17 protein-coding genes and 3 pseudogenes are annotated in these 20,981 nt (G+C 35.4%); 9 read left to right on the plus strand and 11 right to left on the minus strand.

Annotation, left to right across the window (positions count from 1 at the left end):
* Window positions 1-125: 125 nt before the first annotated feature.
* The 5 genes from sucD to BWD121_RS06960 form a co-directional block, all read right to left on the minus strand.
* The gene (gene sucD, locus BWD121_RS06940; protein WP_078663915.1) at window positions 126-1,028 is read right to left on the minus strand and encodes a succinate--CoA ligase subunit alpha; all 903 of its coding nucleotides are present in this window, start codon (window positions 1,026-1,028) and stop codon (window positions 126-128) included.
* 3 nt (window positions 1,029-1,031) lie between these two features.
* Window positions 1,032-2,228, minus strand: a complete 1,197-nt coding sequence (sucC, locus tag BWD121_RS06945; RefSeq protein ID WP_078663916.1) for an ADP-forming succinate--CoA ligase subunit beta — start codon at window positions 2,226-2,228, stop codon at window positions 1,032-1,034.
* 81 nt (window positions 2,229-2,309) lie between these two features.
* On the minus strand, window positions 2,310-3,275 hold the full coding sequence (mdh, locus tag BWD121_RS06950) for a malate dehydrogenase (RefSeq protein ID WP_078663917.1): 966 nt from the start codon (window positions 3,273-3,275) through the stop codon (window positions 2,310-2,312).
* A gap of 272 nt (window positions 3,276-3,547) precedes the next feature.
* Window positions 3,548-4,726: a cell division protein ZapE gene (zapE, locus tag BWD121_RS06955; RefSeq protein ID WP_078663918.1), complete on the minus strand. Its 1,179-nt coding sequence runs from the start codon at window positions 4,724-4,726 to the stop codon at window positions 3,548-3,550.
* 77 nt (window positions 4,727-4,803) lie between these two features.
* Window positions 4,804-5,337, minus strand: coding sequence for an AprI/Inh family metalloprotease inhibitor (locus BWD121_RS06960; RefSeq protein ID WP_078663919.1), 534 nt, complete (start codon window positions 5,335-5,337; stop codon window positions 4,804-4,806).
* 308 nt (window positions 5,338-5,645) lie between these two features.
* Between BWD121_RS06960 and dapF the strand changes: the two genes are divergently transcribed.
* From dapF to BWD121_RS06985, 5 genes are all read left to right on the plus strand, one after another.
* Complete coding sequence (gene dapF, locus BWD121_RS06965) at window positions 5,646-6,497, plus strand: diaminopimelate epimerase (RefSeq protein WP_078663920.1); 852 nt, start codon at window positions 5,646-5,648, stop codon at window positions 6,495-6,497.
* The gene (gene mtaB / locus BWD121_RS06970) at window positions 6,497-7,780 is read left to right on the plus strand and encodes a tRNA (N(6)-L-threonylcarbamoyladenosine(37)-C(2))-methylthiotransferase MtaB (protein WP_078663921.1); all 1,284 of its coding nucleotides are present in this window, start codon (window positions 6,497-6,499) and stop codon (window positions 7,778-7,780) included. The genes dapF and mtaB overlap by 1 nt, the downstream gene beginning before the upstream one ends.
* A gap of 14 nt (window positions 7,781-7,794) precedes the next feature.
* A complete protein-coding gene (gene ftsY, locus BWD121_RS06975) occupies window positions 7,795-9,024 on the plus strand; it encodes a signal recognition particle-docking protein FtsY (protein WP_078663922.1) in 1,230 nt (409 codons plus the stop codon).
* Window positions 9,021-9,704 carry a septation protein A gene (locus BWD121_RS06980; protein ID WP_078663923.1) on the plus strand — a complete coding sequence of 228 codons (684 nt, stop codon included), beginning with the start codon at window positions 9,021-9,023 and terminating at the stop codon, window positions 9,702-9,704. Before ftsY ends, BWD121_RS06980 begins: the two co-directional genes overlap by 4 nt.
* Before the next feature lie 231 nt (window positions 9,705-9,935).
* Entirely contained in the window at window positions 9,936-10,418 is a 483-nt protein-coding gene (locus BWD121_RS06985) for a hypothetical protein (RefSeq protein ID WP_078663924.1), read from the plus strand.
* Here the strand turns inward: BWD121_RS06985 and BWD121_RS06990 are convergent.
* From BWD121_RS06990 to rho, 6 genes and pseudogenes are all read right to left on the minus strand, one after another.
* The gene (locus BWD121_RS06990) at window positions 10,415-11,323 is read right to left on the minus strand and encodes a ParB/RepB/Spo0J family partition protein (protein WP_078663925.1); all 909 of its coding nucleotides are present in this window, start codon (window positions 11,321-11,323) and stop codon (window positions 10,415-10,417) included. The genes BWD121_RS06985 and BWD121_RS06990 overlap by 4 nt on opposite strands.
* Before the next feature lie 50 nt (window positions 11,324-11,373).
* Window positions 11,374-12,171, minus strand: a complete 798-nt coding sequence (locus BWD121_RS06995; protein ID WP_078663926.1) for a ParA family protein — start codon at window positions 12,169-12,171, stop codon at window positions 11,374-11,376.
* A gap of 6 nt (window positions 12,172-12,177) precedes the next feature.
* Window positions 12,178-12,824: pseudogene (rsmG, locus tag BWD121_RS07000) on the minus strand (16S rRNA (guanine(527)-N(7))-methyltransferase RsmG).
* Window positions 12,824-14,692, minus strand: a complete 1,869-nt coding sequence (gene mnmG, locus BWD121_RS07005) for a tRNA uridine-5-carboxymethylaminomethyl(34) synthesis enzyme MnmG (RefSeq protein ID WP_078663927.1) — start codon at window positions 14,690-14,692, stop codon at window positions 12,824-12,826. The pseudogene rsmG and the gene mnmG overlap by 1 nt, the downstream one beginning before the upstream one ends.
* A 45-nt stretch (window positions 14,693-14,737) precedes the next feature.
* Entirely contained in the window at window positions 14,738-16,045 is a 1,308-nt protein-coding gene (gene mnmE, locus BWD121_RS07010) for a tRNA uridine-5-carboxymethylaminomethyl(34) synthesis GTPase MnmE (protein WP_078663928.1), read from the minus strand.
* Between the two features lie 32 nt (window positions 16,046-16,077).
* Window positions 16,078-17,342, minus strand: a pseudogene (gene rho / locus BWD121_RS07015) (transcription termination factor Rho).
* Window positions 17,343-18,088: 746 nt separating this feature from the next.
* Here rho and BWD121_RS07020 point away from each other — a divergent pair.
* The 4 genes and pseudogenes from BWD121_RS07020 to coaE form a co-directional block, all read left to right on the plus strand.
* Window positions 18,089-18,907 (plus strand): annotated as a pseudogene (locus BWD121_RS07020) (pyruvate, water dikinase regulatory protein); the annotation flags it as partial.
* Between the two features lie 4 nt (window positions 18,908-18,911).
* A complete protein-coding gene (locus tag BWD121_RS07025; protein ID WP_078663930.1) occupies window positions 18,912-19,508 on the plus strand; it encodes a Maf family nucleotide pyrophosphatase in 597 nt (198 codons plus the stop codon).
* Entirely contained in the window at window positions 19,501-20,379 is an 879-nt protein-coding gene (locus tag BWD121_RS07030) for a shikimate dehydrogenase (protein WP_078663931.1), read from the plus strand. Before BWD121_RS07025 ends, BWD121_RS07030 begins: the two co-directional genes overlap by 8 nt.
* Window positions 20,376-20,978 carry a dephospho-CoA kinase gene (coaE, locus tag BWD121_RS07035; RefSeq protein WP_078663932.1) on the plus strand — a complete coding sequence of 201 codons (603 nt, stop codon included), beginning with the start codon at window positions 20,376-20,378 and terminating at the stop codon, window positions 20,976-20,978. The genes BWD121_RS07030 and coaE overlap by 4 nt, the downstream gene beginning before the upstream one ends.
* Window positions 20,979-20,981 lie beyond the last annotated feature (3 nt).

A 20,981-nucleotide genomic window follows, 5' to 3' on the forward strand; every position in this document is an offset into this window, starting at 1 on the left:
CATCTTGCTCCGTCTCCTTAATATACCCGCATTACTTTTAACTAAGAGTTAGGACATTGTAAAAAAGTTTTTACTTTTTATTTTATCTGAATGAGCATAAAAACTCACCCAGACAAAACCTTCTTTTATCCCTTCAAAACTGAAACCAAAGTTTTACCAATTTGTGATGGTGAAGGAGAAACACGAATTCCAGCAAATTCCATTGCAGAAATCTTATCTTCTGCACCACCTTTACCACCAGAAATTACCGCGCCAGCATGCCCCATTGTACGCCCTGGAGGAGCTGTACGACCAGCAATAAAACCAACCATCGGTTTTTTACGGCCTTTTTTGGCTTCGTCTTTAATAAATTGTGCCGCTTCTTCTTCAGCAGAACCACCAATTTCTCCGATCATAACAATAGACTCGGTTTCATCATCAGCCAAGAACATTTCCAACACATCAATAAATTCAGTTCCCTTAACAGGGTCACCTCCAATACCAATAGCAGTTGTCTGCCCAAGATCTTCACGACTTGTCTGAAACACCGCTTCATAGGTTAAAGTTCCCGAACGTGAAACAATACCAACAGAACCTTTCTTAAAAATAGAACCAGGCATAATACCGATCTTACATTCATTCGGCGTGAGAATACCAGGACAATTAGGGCCAATTAAACGTGATTGTGACTGCTCTAATTTAGCCTTAACTTCAACCATATCCATAACAGGTATGCCTTCTGTAATACAGACAATTAAACCAATCTCAGCCTCTATAGCCTCTATAATAGCTGCTGCAGCACCTGCGGGGGGCACATAAATAACAGAAGCATCAGCACCTGTCTTTTCTTTACCCTCTGCAACACTGGCAAAAATAGGGAGAGTCTCTCCTTTTGATCCTTCCCACGTTTCACCCCCCTTTTTAGGGTTGATACCACCAACCATTTGCGTACCATGATAAGCAAGCGCCTGTTCTGTGTGAAACGTTCCCGTTTTTCCTGTAAGCCCTTGAACTAAAACTTTTGTATTTTTATTGATAAGAATCGACATAACTTAAGCTTCCTTCACGGCTGTAACAATCTTTTGAGCAGCATCATCTAAATCATCAGCAGAAATAACATTCAAACCACTGCTATTGATAATCTCTTTACCGCGCTCAACATTGGTACCTTCAAGACGAACGACTAAAGGAACTTTCAAACCAACATCCTTAACAGCAGCAACGACACCCTCAGCAATAACATCACAACGCATAATTCCACCAAAAATATTGACTAAAATGCCTTTAACATTGGGATCAGCGGTAATAATTTTAAAAGCAGAAGTAACTTTTTCTTTTGAAGCACCACCACCAACATCAAGGAAATTGGCTGGCTCAGCTCCATAAAGCTTGATGATATCCATCGTCGCCATAGCAAGACCCGCACCATTTACCATGCAGCCAATCGTACCATCAAGAGTAATATAAGCAAGATCATGTTTTGATGCTTCAATCTCTTTTGGATCCTCTTCTGAGATATCACGTAACTCTAAAATATCTGGATGACGAAACAAAGCATTATTATCAAAAGAAACTTTTGCATCAAGAACACGCAAATGACCATCTTTCATGACAATAAGCGGATTAATTTCAAGAAGACTCATATCCTTTTCACAAAAAGCTTTATAAAGAATAGGAAAGAGTTTTTCGCCATCTTCACGCGCACTATCATGCAAATTTAATGCATCACAAAGCTTCGTACAATCTACAGAAGTAACACCTTTTGCACAATCAATGGGAAGAGTGAGTATTTTTTCCGGTGTTTCTTCAGCAACCGTTTCAATGTCCATGCCCCCTTCCGTTGACACGACAAAAACAACTCGACCAACTGTACGATCAACTAAAAGTGAAAGGTAAAGTTCTCGTTCAATGTCAGCACCATCTTCAATATAAAGGCGGTTAACCTGCTTACCTTCTGCACCTGTTTGTTTGGTTACCAAAGTTTTACCAAGCATTTCCTTTACATTAGCAACAACTTCTTCAACCGATTGTGCAAGTCGAACACCACCCTTTGCGTCAGGGCCAAGTTCTTTGAACTTCCCCTTACCACGACCTCCAGCGTGAATTTGACTTTTCACCACATAGAGTGATCCCGGTAATTTTTTCGCCCACTTTTCAGCCTGCTCTACAGAATAAACAGCCACACCGTTTGCAATTGGTGCACCATATTCGTGAAGTATACGTTTGGCTTGATACTCATGAATATTCATTCGTTTTCCCTTTTCTTTTATGGACCACTAAATCAATCCTCAAACACTTAAAGCATCTTATTTTAAGTGTAGAATTGAGCTTTATTTTTTAAGATTAGGTGCAATAGAAACGCAAGTCTCACAAAGCTTTTGCACCGCATTGACTGACTTTTCGAAAGCATCTTTTTCATCTTTATTAAGATCAATTTCAATTACTCTTTCAACACCACCAGCACCAATAACCACAGGAACACCAACATACATATCTTTGATGCCATATTCACCTGAAAGATAAGCAGCAACAGGAACAACACGCTTAGTATCTTTCAAATAAGCTTCAGCCATAGAGATGGCAGAAGAAGCCGGTGCATAAAAAGCAGAACCTGTTTTGAGCAAACTTACAATTTCCGCACCGCCATCACGCGTACGTTGAACAATTTGATCAAGTTTTTCTTGAGTTGTCCAACCCATCTTGACAAGATCAGGCAAAGGAATACCACCAACAGTCGAATAGCGCACCAAAGGCACCATCGAATCACCATGTCCTCCTAAAACAAACGCCGTCACATCTTTAACAGAAACGTTAAATTCTTCAGACAAGAAATAACGAAACCGTGCTGAATCAAGAACACCGGCCATACCAACAACCTTTTGTACCGGAAGACCTGAAAATTTCTGTAACGCCCAAACCATCACATCAAGAGGATTAGTAATACAGATCACAAACGCTGAAGGTGCATATTTTTTAATTCCTGCACCAACCTGTTCCATAACTTTTAGATTAATCCCTAAAAGGTCATCACGACTCATACCAGGCTTGCGCGCAACACCTGCAGTTACAATAATAACATCAGCCCCTTCAATTGCCTCATAAGCGTTAGAGCCTGTTAAATTAACATCAAAACCATCAACCGGAGAGGATTCAGCTATATCGAGAGCTTTACCCTGTGGCATTCCTTCCGTAATATCAAATAAGACGGCATCACCAAGTTCTTTAAGCCCAACCATATGTGCTAAAGTACCCCCAATCATACCGGAGCCAATAAGAGCTATTTTCTTTCGTGCCATTTTTCTTTCTCAATTTTTATCAGATAACCAAGCGCAAAATTCCCAGCGCTAATAAGATTGAATATTTCCCCTAAATTTATCAAAAATGGGAAAGTATGAAACTAATCACATTTCTCTCTTCATTGACATAAAATCCCTCTATAAATCAAAAATTAGAAATTTACTGCATTTTACCGATAAGATGAATCTTAAAAAAATACAATAGATTATTACAATACTTTTAAATTCAAAGAACTATTATTTTTATAGTTTACCTAAAGACAAAGTAATAATCATTTTATTTTATCCAAAAATTGTTTTTTCCAAACATCTAGATAATCTTGGCTTTGCATTTCAAAAAGACGTGATTGTATTCTTTGAAACTCAAATGTTTCTGTTGTTTGCCAGTACCCTTGATATAAATCTTCAAGTTCTGCTGCCATCGACATAAACAGTCTTATGTGGCGTTCATAAAGGGTATCAATAAGTAAAATAAACCGTTTTGTTTCATTGCGATGTGTATCATCCATCACCGGAACATTATCAATAAAAACTGTATGATAATTTTCTCCTAACGCTAAATATTCAGCAACCGCTAAAGGTTTTGCACACAGATCTTGATAATCAAAGCGCACACACCCTGCACCAGAACGTGTAATATGAATAAAGCGCCCCCTTACAGATAAAGTATCAGACACTTCTTTTTGACCCTGCAGCACAAACTCCCATGCCTGATCCATGCTTGCATCTGCCGTAGGCCCTAACGGTGTTACATACACATGGTGTAGATTTGACTTTTCAAGACGATAATCTGTTTTTGCATCAAGATTAACAACGTTAACATGGGTCTTTAAAATTTGAATAAAAGGCAAAAAAAGCTCTCGATTCAAACCATTACGATAAAGATCATCAGGAGCAACATTTGAAGTGGCAACAAAAATAACCCCATGATCAAATAAAGCCGTAATAAGGCGGTAGAGTACCATAGCATCTGCAATATCTGTTACACTAAATTCATCAAAACAAAGCACACGCGCTTCTTGTGCAAGATTTTTTGCAACGGCTAAAATAGGGTCATCTTGTTTAGTTTTTGTACATTTAAGCATCTGACGATGTATTTTGATACGTTCATGGACATCAGCCATAAAATCATTGAAATGGGCACGTTTTTTACTGCCTTGTGGCAAACAAGAGAAAAACAAATCCATTAACATGGTTTTGCCGCGCCCTACTTCACCATAAATATATAAACCCTGAATGCAACCGTGATTATTATTTTGTTCTGAAATATGTAAACAAGGTTGTTTTTTTCTTTTAAAGCGACGCCAGAATGCCCAAGACTGAAAAGTATTTTGCGCCGAAATTTCTTGCAGCAAACAATCAAAATATTTTATTAAAGCTAATTGAGCTGGATCCGAATTAATTTCTCCTTTGGAAACTAAACTTTCATAGCGCGTCGAAACTAAAACCATCCAAGCATCCCCTTTGCAAATCATTTTCAATAAAAGAAAAATTCACACACATATTTATGAATACTATTTCTTTTTTATCAACGGCTTAAAAAAACTGGCTGGTTATCAAATGTACGCCCCTCAAAATAATTTCCATTGGTGGAATAAAAAGCAGCAACAGCGTGCCCTGAGTCATCATAGAAATACAATCTCTTTCCCTTGATAGCCCATGATTTAACTCCGGAAAATATTTTTGGACAAAGTAAAGGACCAGCGCGGTACCCTTGACCAAATTTTGTCTGTGGAGTTGCAATTCGGCAAACCTTACCGTTTACAGACAAGTTCCACACACCAGCAATACTAGCAGGAAACAAATCAACAGTATTACCTGGTAGCTCAATACTCGCTTCTTGTATTTCGCTATTAGGATATTCACTCTCACTCATTGAAGAAACAGACGTTTCAATTTCTGGGAGATCAGATGCTGTTACAGATTCCGACATCTGCTGAACAGGATAAACAACTTCACGTGCGTTATCATTATCATTATTCCCAAATCGGGATGTTGAACAACCACTTAAAATAGTTATAGCTGATAGTGCAATGAAAGCTGAAGTTCTTGAAAAGATCATATTTTACTCCTTCCCATAATAATAACCTCCCATAAATAATAATAAATAAATGTACTCAAAAGACGTAAAAGCACTCTTATATGTACTACCATTTACATGTACCATTATATTAAGATAAATTAATAAATAAAAAAAACTCGTGAGATAAAGGCAAAAAACATGGAAGTACAATGAAAATTGTCAATCTCGAATAATAATGCCTCTTCTTATTTAGTTTTATCTCGAACAAATACTAGTAATCTGAAAGATTTTCAGTCATATATCGCCTTATTGTGCTTATCATTTACCACTCAAAATAGAGAAACCTTATGAAGATACCTTTCAGCAAAATGAATGGTCTTGGAAATCAAATCATTGTTGCTGATATGCGTGAAAGCGCACATAATATCACACCACAAGCAATTCTTACCTTAGCTGTAGATCCCCAAACACACTTTGATCAAATTATGGCTATTCATCCACCAAGTCAAAATGATACAGACTTTCGCATCGAAATATGGAATGCTGATGGCTCAATAGCAAAAGCCTGCGGTAATGGTACACGTTGTGTTATTGAATGGCTCTCAAATCACATCCTCAATAAAAGCTTTCGATTAGAAACACCTGCCGGAATTGTTGAAGGTGAACGCCAAAGTAATGGTCTTATTCGTGTTGATATGGGGTGCCCACATCTTAATGCAAAAGATATGCCTGTTTCACGCGAAATAGCCGATACTAATCATGTAAAAATAACTGCCGGCCCCCTACAGGATGCCTGCCTTGTATCTGTCGGAAATCTGCATGCTATTTTTTTCGTTGATCACAATATTCAATCTATTCCATTAGAAAAATATGGACCAAAGCTTGAACATGACCCACTTTTTCCAGAACAGTGTAATATCTCTATTGCTTTTGTAACATCACAGAAAAGTCTAACTTTACGCACGTGGGAGCGGGGGGCTGGATTAACAAAGGCATGTGGAAGCGCTGCTTGTGCTAGTGTTGTAGCCGCTTGCCGACGTGGATTAACTGAACGTCATATTGATGTAAATCTACCAGGAGGAACACTTGCTATTCATTATCGAGAAGATAACCATATTATCATGACAGGCCAGGCAGAATATGAATTCAACGGTCTTTTTGATCCCTTAACAGGGGCTTATGAAAAGGATTATTCTTGATGGCTATAAAAATTGTAACATTTGGTTGTCGACTTAATAGTTATGAATCAGAAGTCATTCGTGAAAAAAGCGCTTCTGCTGGTCTTGATAAGCTCAAAGGTGATGCCATTATTTTTAACACTTGTGCTGTCACTGCTGAAGCGGTGCGACAAGCTAAACAAGCTATCCGTAAAGCTAAACGTGAAAATCCTCATGCCCGTATTGTTGTTACAGGATGCGCAGCTCAAACAGAAGCAGAAAATTTTGCTCTTATGACAGAAGTGGATCTTGTTTTAGGAAATGAAGAAAAACTCCATACCCATTCCTATCGTCAACTTCCTGATTTTGGCATAAATCACGATGAAAAATTGCGTATTAATGATATTATGGAGGTGCGCAACATTGCCCCACACATGGTTGGTGCAATAGAAGGACGTACGCGTGTTTTTGTACAAGTGCAAAATGGATGCGATCATCGCTGTACATTTTGCATTATTCCTTATAGCCGTGGGCCATCACGCTCAGTTCCTATGGGTACTATCATTGAACAAATTAAAAAGTTTATAGGCAATGGTGTTCAAGAAATAGTCCTCACAGGTGTTGACCTTACAAGTTATGGTGCTGATTTGCCAGGAAAAGCTTCGTTAGGAAAATTAGTCTCAGCTATTTTACATCATGTACCTGATTTACCACGACTGCGTCTTTCATCAATTGATTCTATTGAAATAGATCAAGAATTAATCGATCTCCTAGCTTATGAAAAAAGAATAATGCCCTACCTGCATTTATCTTTACAAGCTGGCAGTAATATGATTCTAAAACGAATGAAACGGCGACATTTGCGTGAAAACGCAATCCAGTTTTGTCAAGACTTACGCGCTAAACGCCCTACAATGGTTTATGGTGCCGATCTAATTGCTGGTTTTCCAACCGAAACAGAAGAAATGTTTCAAAACAGTTTAGCTTTGATCGATGAGTGTAATTTAACGCATCTTCACGTCTTTCCCTTTAGCCCAAGAGAAGGAACACCTGCTGCCCGTATGCCTCAAATTAATCGCGAAATAATAAAAATTCGTGCAGAAAAACTCCGTAACGCAGGAAAAAAAGCCTATCAAAAACATCTTGCTCATTTAAAAAATAGTCAACAAATAATCCTTGTTGAAAAAGATGAGATTGGACGAACCGAAGATTATACACTCACACACATTAAAGGTGCTAAAGCTGGAACAATCATTAAAGCCCTTATTATTGGCCATGATGGTAATAAATTAATTGCTGAACATATTAAATGGAATGCAGCTTGAATAGGAAAGCTCTTATGACACAGTCTTTTATTAAAAAAATATTCTCTTTCCGTAAATCTAAAGAGCAAACTATTAAACAAAAACAAGCTCCTGCTCTTCATGAAACTTCTACAGCTGATACAACTGCACAAATCACAAAAAATAATCATGTCTCTACATTTGAAAATACCCATATTGAAAAAGAAAAACAAAGGGAAACACTAACACAAAACAGTGAAAAATCTTCATCTTTTGAACCACTTTCTGGAAAAGTGATTGTCGCTGACACAATTAAAGAAAAGAAAATTGAAGAACACTTACCTCTCTTACCTATTGAACAAAAAGAGGTGGCATGGTTTGAGCGTCTTAAGAAAGGATTATCTCTTTCTTCTCAGCAATTAAGTGATTCCCTTGGTGCATTTTTTATCAAAAAGAAACTTGATGAAGACACATTGCAAGAATTAGAAAATATTCTTATCCAAGCAGATCTTGGTGTAGAAACAGCCACACGCATTACCGACATTTTAGCATCTAGTCATTACGAGAAGGATTTATCTCTAGATGACCTTTATACTATCATGGCTGATGAAATCAAAAAAGTTCTTGAACCTGTTGCTATCCCACTGGAACTTGATCTTAGTCATAAGCCTCATGTTATTTTACTGGTAGGCGTCAATGGAACAGGAAAAACAACAACCATTGGAAAATTAGCGGCTAAATTAGCAGAAGGTGGGTTGAAAATCACGTTGGCTGCTGGTGATACATTTCGTGCTGCAGCCATTGAACAATTACATATTTGGGGTGAACGTACAGGAGCTGACGTTATTTCAACTAAACTTGGTGCAGATGCTGCTAGTTTAGCTTTTGATGCTTATGAAAAAGCAAAAAAGGAAGAAAGCGATGTTTTAATCATTGATACAGCTGGACGTCTACAAAATAAAAGTGAATTAATGGATGAATTAGCTAAAATTATTCGTGTTTTAAAGAAACATAATCCTCAAGCACCCCACACAGTTCTTCAAACACTTGATGCAACAACTGGGCAAAATGCGCTCAATCAAGTGGATATTTTCCATAATGTTGCTGGTGTTAATGGTTTAGTCATGACAAAACTTGATGGTACCGCACGAGGAGGAATTCTAGTCGCCATTGCAAATAAATATAAATTACCCGTCTATTTTATCGGTATAGGAGAAAAGATTGAGGATTTTGAACCTTTTTCTGCCTCTGATTTTGCTAAAGCTATTGTAGGGAAATCTTCATGAAACACTCTAAATCCAATTCATCCAATAACCCCAATTTGAAAAATACCAACAACAGTCAAGAAATATCTTGTTCACCAACACTTAAACTTTTCTTAGAAATGGGTCCATTGGTTGTTTTTTTTCTTGCTAATTATAAAGGGCAATGGCTGATCAATAATATCGGACTTTTTAAAAGCTTTAACAAACCCATTTTTCCTGCAACTGCTGTTTTTATGATAGCGATTATTATTGCTTTAAGCTTATCATGGTTCATTATGCGCAAAGTTCCCATAGTGCCACTTATCTCAGGGATATTCGTCCTGGTCTTTGGATTTTTAACTCTCTGGCTTCATAATGACACTTTTATCAAAATGAAACCCACAATCATCAATAGCTTATTTGCGCTTATTCTCTTTGGTGGCCTATTGTTCAAAAAACCACTATTGCGCTATGTTTTTGATTCTACTCTTAAAATGAACGATACAGGATGGCAAAAATTGACCTATCGGTGGGCATTTTTTTTCGTTTTTCTTGCTGTTCTAAATGAAGTAATCTGGCGTAATTTTAGTGATAATTTCTGGGCTAGTTTTAAAGTATTTGGTGTTATGTCCATAACTCTCATATTTATGCTATCACAAATAACCATCATTATGAAATATTCAACAACCCCTTTGATAAAAAAGGATAAATCTAATTCCTAATCAGAAAATACCTATTATCATTGAATGGTTTTATAAATTCTTGCCCAGTATTATTTATGAAGAAAGTCTATGTTAATCGAGCAATTTATTTATAAGAAAATTTTTTGATAAGCCTACTCATTCATAAAAAATATAATTTAATTTGATTTTCTGAAGACAAAGAAATCCATAACATCAGCTTATCAAATGCGAAGTTGCTAAAAACTGTAAAAGAAGGGAATAGTTCTAACCATGTTAAAATTGGTATTGTATGTGTTTTTTATTTTACTCTCTCCTTTTACAACATATGCTCAAAAAATAATAACAAATGAAACAGATTATCACTCTGTTATAACATCTACTCTCCCCTCAAATATCGTTGCGAACTATCCTTTAACAGAAGATTTCCTTGTAAAAATGGAACAAATTAAAACAGAAGTTGCAAATTTACCCATAGAACCAGATGCACCTGGTACTGGGAATGATAACAGTATTGAAGGGCTTATTGCTTCTGTATCTGGTCGACCAAAACTTGCTGGCGTTTTAGAAAAAAACAATATCACGCCAAAAGATTATGTTATTGGTTTTATGGCACTTCAAGCAACATTAGCTGCAGTGTCAGCACTTGAAGACAACGATAATTTTGATGAAAAAATTACTTTATCTCAAAGTAATCTGGAATTTGGTCAAAAATATATCAACCGAATTCGTGCCCTTTTGTGGATTACTGATTAACTTTGTAAACGCCGACAAATATCATCTAATTCTTCTAATGAAGAATAATGTATTTTTAAATCACCACCATCTTTACTGTGTCGAATGGCTACTTTCATTCCGATCATATCAGTCAACAATTTTTCTAAAGATTTTGTTTCCATATCTTTTTCCACTAAAGTTCGTTTTTTTACTTTAGGATTTGCCTGTTCATGTGTCAGCACTTCTGCCTGACGAACAGAGAGTCCTTCATGAATAATCTTTTCAGCTAAATCTTGTGGATTGTTGACGGTAATGAGGCAACGTGCATGACCAGCTGAAAGTTGGCCATCAATTAAAAATTTTTGTACTTCTGGTGGAAGTTTTAATAAACGAAGAGTATTTGTAACATAGCTTCGGCTTTTTCCAATAACTTGTGCCAAATCTGCCTGAGTATAACCATGTTCATTAAGCAACATTTCATATCCCATTGCTTCTTCAATAGGATTAAGATCAGCACGTTGAATATTCTCAATAATAGCTAATTCTAAAGCTGTCTTATCATCTACATCGCGAATAATAACGGGTAATTGACTTAAATTGGCTCGTTGTGCAGCACGCCACCGCCGCTCACCAGCGATTAATTCAAACCGACCAGGGTGATGAGGTGAAGGCCTTACAAGAACAGGCTGAACAACACCATGTTGACGAATTGACTGAGCCAAATTTTCAAGTTCTAAATCCGTAAAGTGGCGTCGTGGATTATTGGGATTACGTGAAATAAGTTCAATAGATACCAACCGTTCAGAAACGATAGAATCCATATTTGACTTCATTGTGAATCTCACAGGATTTAATAAATGTGCAGGATCACTATTTAAACTGACATCTCCGATTAGTGCTGCTAATCCACGACCTAGTCTTTTTTTTGATTGATCATCATTCATGATTCTACTCTTTGAGCTAACTTCACAATAAATTACTTTTCTCACACTTTTTAAGCAGCAGTTTTTGCTTGTTTTTCGCGCTGAATAATTTCCGTTGCTAGTCGTAAATAAGCCTGACTACCAGCACATTTAAGATCATAAAGTAATGCTGGTTTACCAAAAGAAGGAGCTTCAGAAACACGTACATTACGTGGAATAACAGTACGATAAACCTTCTCTCCCATAAAAGAGCGTACATCTTCAACAACTTGATTGGAAAGATTATTACGTCCATCATACATCGTTAAAACAATACCTTGAATTTCTAGAGATGGATTTAGAGCATACCGTACTTGTTCTACCGTTTCAAGCAATTGGCTTAAACCTTCAAGCGCTAAAAATTCGCACTGCATTGGTACCAAAACAGAATCTGCCGCCCCCATAGCATTTAATGTTAAAAGATTAAGTGAAGGAGGACAATCAATCAAAATATAACTGAATTTTTGAGACACCATCTGATCATCACACAGAGCTTTGCGTAGCCGCTGAATACGGTCTTGCGATGAAGCAATTTCCATTTCAACACCTAAAAGATCAAGTGTAGAAGGTACAATATGCAAATTAGGCACAACTGTTTTTAAAGCAGCATCTACCACAGAGATTTCAGAAATTAAAACATCATAAGAGGATAAAAGACGACTATTACGATCAATTCCAAGTCCTGTACTTGCATTACCTTGTGGATCAATATCCATAATAAGAATATTTTCACCTATAGCTGCCAAAGCTGTTGCAAGGTTAATAGCTGTCGTTGTCTTACCCACCCCACCCTTTTGGTTTGCAATAGCGATAATTCGTGTTTCGCTCATTTTGCTTTACCCTTTACATGATCGAACATGAGAAATTTCTAAGATAACAGAGCTTGTATCAATTTTACTTTGATGTTTTAGCAGATCAAAACGCCAATTGGCAGAGGCATTTTTTATTTCTGTCATATAATCCCGACCTTTTTGAAAAAGAGCTATTGTTTTTTGCGTTAACAAAGGAGATAAAAGTTGTAAAAGAATATCCAATGAAGCCAAACCTCTCGCAGTTATAAGCTCTGGTTTGCTTATTTTCTGATATACATCTTCAATTCTACAATGATGAACTGTTGCTGGAAGATCCAGATGAGCAATAACCGTTCGTAAAAAAGCTACTTTTTTTCCATTGCTCTCAACCAAATCAATATGTCCTCTTTTTTACTTTTAAGAAAAATAGCAATAACAATTGCAGGAAAACCCCCTCCTGATCCAAAATCACACCAATGCAAACACTGATTATGTAAAGGATAAATCTGAGCAGAATCTAAAATATGACGCGTCCATAAAACTGGTACTGTCGCAGGAGATATTAAATTAATGCGTTTATTCCATTGAATCACAAGAGATTCGAATCTCATTAAATTTTCTACCGTTTCACGTGAAACAGAAGGAACTAGATTTAAGAGATCCTGATATTTTTGTTCTATCAAGAAAGTCATTAAGCTGATTTTGCCTTTTCACGTCTTTGACGCTGAATAGATGTAATAATTAATGATAATGCTGCTGGTGTCATGCCATCAATTTTTTGTGCGTCAGCAATTGAGCGTGGTGATGCTTGCTGAATTTTTGTTTTTAATTCATTTGAAAGCCCAGAAATTGCTTGAATGTCAAGAGAAGTAGGAATTTCTAAACGCTCATCTCGTTGAAGAACAGCAATATCTTGTGCTTGTCTTTCTAAATAAACTGCATATTGTGCTTCAATTTCTAGAGCTTCAACAGTTTTAGCATCGATTGATTGTAATTGTGGCCAAAAAGATGAAAGACGTGTTATACTCATACCAGGATAAGCTAAAAGATCATAAGCTGATCGTCGAATTCCATCATGATTTATATGTAATCCATGAGCAGATGCTTCATTGGGAGTCAAAAAGAGTTTTTGACAAATTGATCGTGCTTGATCAAGACATTCTCGTTTACGTTGATAAAAGTTCCATCGAGTATTACTAATAATACCCCATTGTTGTGCTAAAGGAGTTAAACGAGCATCAGCATTATCAGCACGTAAAGATAAACGAAATTCTGCCCGTGATGTAAACATTCTATAAGGTTCACAAACCCCACGTGAAACTAAATCATCGACCATGACTCCAATATAAGCTATTGAACGGCTTAAAATAATTTCCTTTAAACCACCTACTTGACGAGCAGCATTGAGCCCAGCCAAAAGTCCCTGTGCTGCAGCTTCTTCATATCCTGTTGTACCATTAATCTGACCTGCTAAAAATAATCCTGGTAAAGATTTTAATTCCAAGGTTCTGGTCAGTTGTTTAGGATCAACAAAATCATATTCAATAGCATAACCTGGTTGTAAAACCGTTACATTTTCTAATCCTTCAATAGTCTTCAAGAAAGAAATTTGTATATCTTCAGGAAGAGAAGTAGAAATACCATTTGGATAAATAGTATCGCTATCTAATCCTTCCGGTTCTAAGAAAATTTGATGTCCATCTCGTTCACAAAATTTAATAATTTTATCCTCAATTGAAGGACAATAACGTGGTCCAACTCCTTCAATAGCTCCTGAATATAAAGCAGACCGATGTATATTTTTACTAATAATTTGATGTGTTTGTATATTTGTACGTGTGATTGCACATTCAATCTGAGGCTGCTCTATTTTCTCTGTTAAAAAAGAAAAAGGTACTGGATATTCATCAGCTTGCTGTTTGGGAAGTATCTCCCAACGAATTGTCTTTTTACTAAGACGAGGAGGAGTTCCTGTTTTTAATCGTCCAAGATTTATATCATATTTTTTCAAGCGTTCAGCAAGTTGTATACTTGATCGTTCACCCATACGACCGGCATACCACGTTTTATCACCTATATGAATAAGACCACGCAGAAATGTTCCTGTTGTTAAAACCACAGCTTTAGAAAAAACATTCCCTTGTTTTTTTAAACAAACACCTGAAACATGACCATCCTCAATAATCAGATCAATAACTTCATCTTCAATGAGTTTTAAATTTTCTTGCTTTTGTAAAAAACCTTGAATTGCTTTTTTATATAATTGTCGATCAGCTTGTGTGCGTGGTCCTCTGACTGCTGGTCCTTTCCGTCGATTAAGAAGTCGAAATTGTATTCCAGCAGCATCTGCAGCCTTCCCCATTAAACCACCCAAAGCATCTATTTCACGAACGAGATGTCCTTTTCCAAGTCCGCCAATAGCAGGATTACATGACATTGTACCAAGTTCTGATATTTGATAAGTAACAAGTGCTGTTCGCGCTCCAACACGTGCTGAAGCTGAAGCAGCTTCACAGCCAGCATGACCTCCTCCAACAACGATAACATCATACAATTGCATTTGTTTTTTCCATATCAAACTATCTTAAAGTTTCACGTGAATCATTTATTTGCCAACACAAAATTGTGAAAAAATAACATCAAGTAAATCTTCAACATTAATATCACCAGTGATTCGTCCAAGTAAATCACTTGCACGACGAAGATGTTCTGCACGTAAACTTAAATCAAGAGAAATATGATTTATTGAAGCATCAATTTCTTTAACAGCTTCTTTTAATAATTGGAGTTGTCTTTTTTGTGCTGAAACAACATTACCAATTTCAGTAACACGACGCAGACAAAATGATTCTATTTCCTTTATAAGATGATCAAAATTTAAACCACTTAATGCTGAAAACTGTATAGACCAACGTATCTTATCTCCTTTACAAAGATCAAGTTTATTACCAACACGCCATATTTCAGCTGATGTTTTTGGTAAATGAATTTCTTGAGGATTATTCATATCATCAACCAAGATAACTAAATCAGCGTCTATAATATGTTGCTTTGCAGTTTCGATACCTAATTGTTCAATTTTATTTTCTGTTTTTCTAAAACCAGCAGTATCCGTTAAAAAAACTGGTAAACCGCCAAGTATTAATTTAATTTCTAAAGCATCACGTGTTGTTCCTGCTTCTTCCGTTACAATAGCAACAGGTCTTCCAGCCAAACGATTAATAATACTTGATTTTCCAGAATTTGGAGCACCTACAATAACAACTCTTAACCCATCACGTAAAATATTTGAGCGCTCTCCTGCAGCAATATGTTCATAAAGAGAACAGCTAAGTTTTTTCATATTTTTCCAGATTTCATCAGATACAGAATCTGGAATATCGTCTTCATCAGAAAAATCGATTTCTGCTTCTATTAAAGCACGTGCTGTTATAAGCTCATCACGCCAACTACGGTAAAGTTTTGTTAAATGTCCACTTGCACCTATAACAGCTAAACGTCTTTGACCTTCTGTTTCTGCCTTTATTAAATCAGCAAGAGCTTCTGCTTGAATTAAATCTATTTTTCCTTCAATAAATGCCCGACGAGAAAATTCACCCACCTCAGCAATACGACACTCAGGAAATGTAGATAATTCATCTAAAAAACGATTAACAACAGCCTTACCCCCATGTAAATGAAATTCTGCACAATCTTCACCCGTAAAACTATGGGGGCCAGGAAAAAAAACAGTTAGAGCAGAATCTAAAAGACTACCATCGCGTGCAATAAGATCCCCATAATGCATAAATCGTGCTTTGGGTAAACAACCACAAAGTGTTTTAATAATATCTACAACATGAGGACCAGAAAGTCGAACAACTGCAACCCCTGAAGGTAACAATCCACTTGAAAGCGCAAAGATTGTATCCACAGGACTAATCCTATTTTAAAACTATGATATTTCTAAGTGTTCATTGAATCAAAAATTCACTATTATTTTTTGTCTGTTTTAATTTATCAATTAAAAACTCAATTGCATCTGTTACATTCATAGGTGCTAAAATACGACGAAGTACAAAAATCTTATGTAAATCTTGACGAGCTACTAAAAGATCCTCTTTACGTGTTCCTGACTTTAGAACATCCATCGCTGGGAAAATACGCTTATCAGCAACTTTACGATCAAGAACAATTTCTGAATTACCTGTTCCTTTAAATTCTTCAAAAATAACTTCATCCATACGACTACCTGTGTCAATCAAAGCCGTTGCTATAATAGTTAAAGATCCACCTTCTTCAATATTGCGTGCTGCACCAAAAAAACGTTTAGGACGCTGTAAAGCATTTGCATCAACACCACCAGTTAAAACCTTACCTGATGAAGGAACAACCGTATTATACGCACGTCCAAGACGTGTAATTGAATCAAGAAGGATAACAACATCACGCCCACATTCAACCAAGCGTTTAGCTTTTTCGATAACCATCTCAGCTACTTGCACATGACGTATTGCTGGCTCATCAAAAGTAGAAGAAATCACTTCCCCCGTTACAGAACGTTGCATATCTGTTACTTCTTCTGGACGCTCATCAATCAAAAGAACAATAAGATAACACTCAGGGTGATTAGTTGTAATAGAATGAGCAATATTTTGTAGTAAAACCGTTTTTCCTGTTCGAGGAGGTGCTACAATTAATCCTCGTTGACCTTTTCCTAACGGGGATATTAAATCAACAACTCGTGATGACATATCCTTATTTGTAGAATCTTGCATTTCCATTTGGAAACGTTCATTTGAATAAAGAGGAGTCAAATTATCAAAGTGAATTTTATAGCGAATTTTCTCAGGATCTTCAAAATTAATTGTATTAATTTTAAGAAGAGCAAAGTAACGTTCTCCTTCCCTTGGCCCACGAATAGGACCTTCAACCGTATCTCCTGTTTTTAAAGAAAAAGACTGTATTTGCGCAGGAGAAAGATAAATATCGTCAGGTCCTGGAAGATAATTAGCATCTGCAGATCGCAAAAATCCAAATCCATCTTGCAAAACTTCAACGACCCCTTCCCCAATAATCTCTACATCCTGCAAAGCAAGTTTTTTCAAAATAGCAAACATTAACTCTTGTTTGCGCATCAATGAAGCATTTTCAACTTCTAATGTTTCAGCAAAAGTAACAAGTTCAACGGGATTTTTACTTTTGAGCTCCTGTAGTTTCATTTCTTGCATGAAATATTCTCTTTAATTAGAATGGGGAATTATTTCTGAATAAAAAATTCACTAAGTTTATGGGGAATTTGAAGAATGAAACATTCTTATTAAGAAATAAATATTATACACTTAACTCTTTTAAACTGCAAGCATTACTCTACTCGCTTTAATTTGTGTATAATTAAATAATTACAGTAAAAGTATAAGTTATAGTTAAGTTTAGAAATAAACTAAATAAATATAAAAGATAACTTATCTTATTAAATTAAATAATTTTTGATTTTAATTTTAAATAATTATTAAACATATATTCTCTCTATATATATTATAAAATTTAATGTTTTATATTTGTATTAATATAATAATAAATTTAAAATTATTAGATATGTGAAAAATATAATAATTTATATTATTATTATTCATAATAAAAAGGTGTTACTTATTATGAATAATTTTTTTTCAGAATTTTTTTAAATTAAAAGATATTCTGAAAAGAGAGATTTTTCTTATTAAAACCTGTGTTTAATGTGGATTACTAATTATACTTGTTCATCCTCAGTTTTGTCCACAAAGAAGAGAGAAAAAAAGTAAGTAATAGAAATACTTTGGAAATATTATCCCCATTCTTTTTAAAAAGAGAAATTTATTTATCATAGTCATCTAGTTTGTACATAATGATAAAATATTTTTTTAAATTTTTTATTTTATGAATAAGTGTGAAGTTCTATACACATTTATTAACAAGAAGTTAAAATTTCTATGCAAAAGGAAAAAAAAGCTTTCATTTATATATGATTTCTGATGCAACAGGGGAAACATTAATCTCTGCTGTGAGAGCTGTTGCATCACAATACACGATGTATCAGGCAATAGAACATCTTTATCCGATGATTCGTAATAAAACACAGTTGCAAAAAATTCTTGATGAAATTCAAAAAAAGCCGGGTATTGTTCTTTATACAATTATTGATGAAGAAATGAAGCAATTTCTCAGTAAGGTATGTGCTAAAATAGGTACTCCTTGTGTTGCTATTTTAGATCCTGTTTTAAGTGTTTTTCAGTCTTATCTTGGAACACCAACAAATTTACGTGCTAGTGCACAACATGGTCTTAATGCAGATTATTTTCGTCGTATTGAAGCATTGAATTTTACAATAGAGCACGACGATGGACAATCTCCTGATAGTATATTAGATGCAGATGTAATTCTTGTAGGAATTTCAAGAACTTCTAAAACACCAACAAGTATCTATTTAGCAAATCGTGGAATAAAGACTGCTAACGTACCTCTTATTCCGGGAATTGATTTACCACAAACCCTTTTAAAAGAAAAAAATACTTTAGTTGTTGGTTTAATTGCTTCAGCTGAAAGAATTTCACATATTCGTCAAAATAGAGATTTGGGAGAAGGTTTCACTATTGAAAATTATACTGATCGCACTAGCATAGCTAGAGAATTAATTTATGCAAAACGCATTTATGAGCGTTTTTGTTGGCCTATCATTGATGTAACAAGACGTTCTATTGAAGAAACTGCAGCAGCGGTATTTAAACTTTTATCACAATTTCGTGAGGGAAGATAAAAATATGGATGAAAATATGTTAATATTAGCATCTCTTAGCTCCTATCGCGCACAATTGTTAAACAAAGCTGGTTTGAAATTTTCTATTGAAGCGGCTTCTTTTGATGAACGAAAAATAGAAGAGAAAATAAAAACTAAAACGTCTAAAGAAATGAGTTGTTTCCTTGCAAGTGCAAAAGCAAAAAATGTTTCTAAGCGTTTTCCTCATGCATTAGTTATAGGTTGTGATCAAATACTTGATCTGGAGGGCCAGATTTTTCATAAAGTTTCAGACATTAAAGAAGCATATCAACGATTACGTTCTTTATCAGGAAAAACGCATTCTCTTCATAGTGCAATAGCTTTAGTCAAGAATGATCAAGAAATTTGGGTTGAAGCTTTTAGTGCTCATATGACGGTACGTTCTCTCTCATCAGAATTCATTGAACGTTATCTAACGCGTGTAGGGGCGGATGTTTTTAAAAGTGTAGGAGTATATCAAATTGAAAAAGAAGGAATCCACCTTTTTGAAAAAATAGAAGGAGATTTCTTTACTATTATTGGTTTACCATTATTACCTTTATTGGCTAAATTGCGTCATTTGGGAGTTATTGATGGTTAATTTTGCAATAAATTGCAAAAAAAAAGAGTATCCGTGTGCTTTTATTGCTGGTTATCCTATTCATCATTCAAAATCACCAAAGATTCACAATTTTTGGCTCAAACAATATGGTTTACAAGGTGAGTATCTTGCAAAAGAGGTAAAAACTGAAAAATTTAAGAGTTTTCTTATATCTTCACAAAAAAGGGGTTTTTGTGGAGGCAATGTTACCTTACCCTATAAAAGAGAAGCTTTTCATTTAGCAACTTATAAGGATAAGGTAGCAACAGCTGTTGGTGCTGTTAATACATTATGGTTTGAAGGGCAAAAACTTTGTGCCACAAACACTGATGCATATGGTTTTAGTGCTAATCTTGATGAGTTTACTCCTGATTGGGTTAAAGAAACAGCACTTGTTTTTGGTGCAGGAGGCGCTGCGCGCGCTGTTTTATATATCTTAAAAAAACGTGGGTTTGAACGTATTTTCTTGTTTAATCGTACAAGACAGCATGCAAACGATTTGGCTGAGTATTTTGGAAAACCTATTGAGGTTTATGATTGGCATAATATTTATAAGATACTTTATCAAGTTGATCTTATTGTTAATGCAACTTCTGTGGATATGATAAATCTTTATAACAAACAAAAAGATGTTTTTTTTGATTTTCATAAAGTAAAACCAACAGCATTGATAACAGACGTTGTTTATACTCCATTGATAACCCCTTTTTTGCAACAAGCAAAAGCTCATGGTTTGAAAACAGTCGATGGACTTGGTATGCTTTTACATCAGGCTGTACCTGGTTTTGAGCGATGGTTTGGAATAAGACCGCTTGTAACAAAAGCATTGCGAACAGCGATTGTAGAGGATATGAGTGAAAATAAAATATGAAAATTATAGGATTGACCGGATCAATTGCCATGGGCAAATCAACAACTGCTCGTTTTTTTAAACAAGCAGGTGTTCCTGTTTTTAGTGCTGATGAAGTAGTGCACCAACTTTATTGTAGTGAGCCGGTCTTGTCCCTTATTATACGTACTTTTCCAGGTGTTGTTGAAAATGGTCAAGTTAATCGTTTAAAACTTTCTAAAGTTTTGATAAATAATCACGAAAAACTAAAAGCTTTAGAAAAAATAATTCATCCCTTAGTTTGGAAAAAAGAGAAAGAATTTGTTAACAGAGCACGCCAACAGGGAAAAAAACTAATAGTTCTTGATATTCCGCTTCTTTTTGAAACAAACAGTGAAAATCGAGTAGATAGTGTAATTGTTGTATCTGCACCATCAGCAATACAAAAGAAGCGTGTAATGAATCGTCCAAATATGAGTGAGGAAAAATTTGCAGCGATCAATGCCAAACAAATATCCGATGAGAAAAAGAAAGAACGTGCAGATTTTGTGATTGATACGGGAAAAAGTTTAGATAATACACGTCAACAAGTTTTTCATATAATAAAGAGTTTACTAAAGGATGTATCTTTAAAGAATTAAAGA

It is taken from the genome of Bartonella sp. WD12.1, from assembly GCF_002022415.1.
GTDB lineage: Bacteria > Pseudomonadota > Alphaproteobacteria > Rhizobiales > Rhizobiaceae > Bartonella.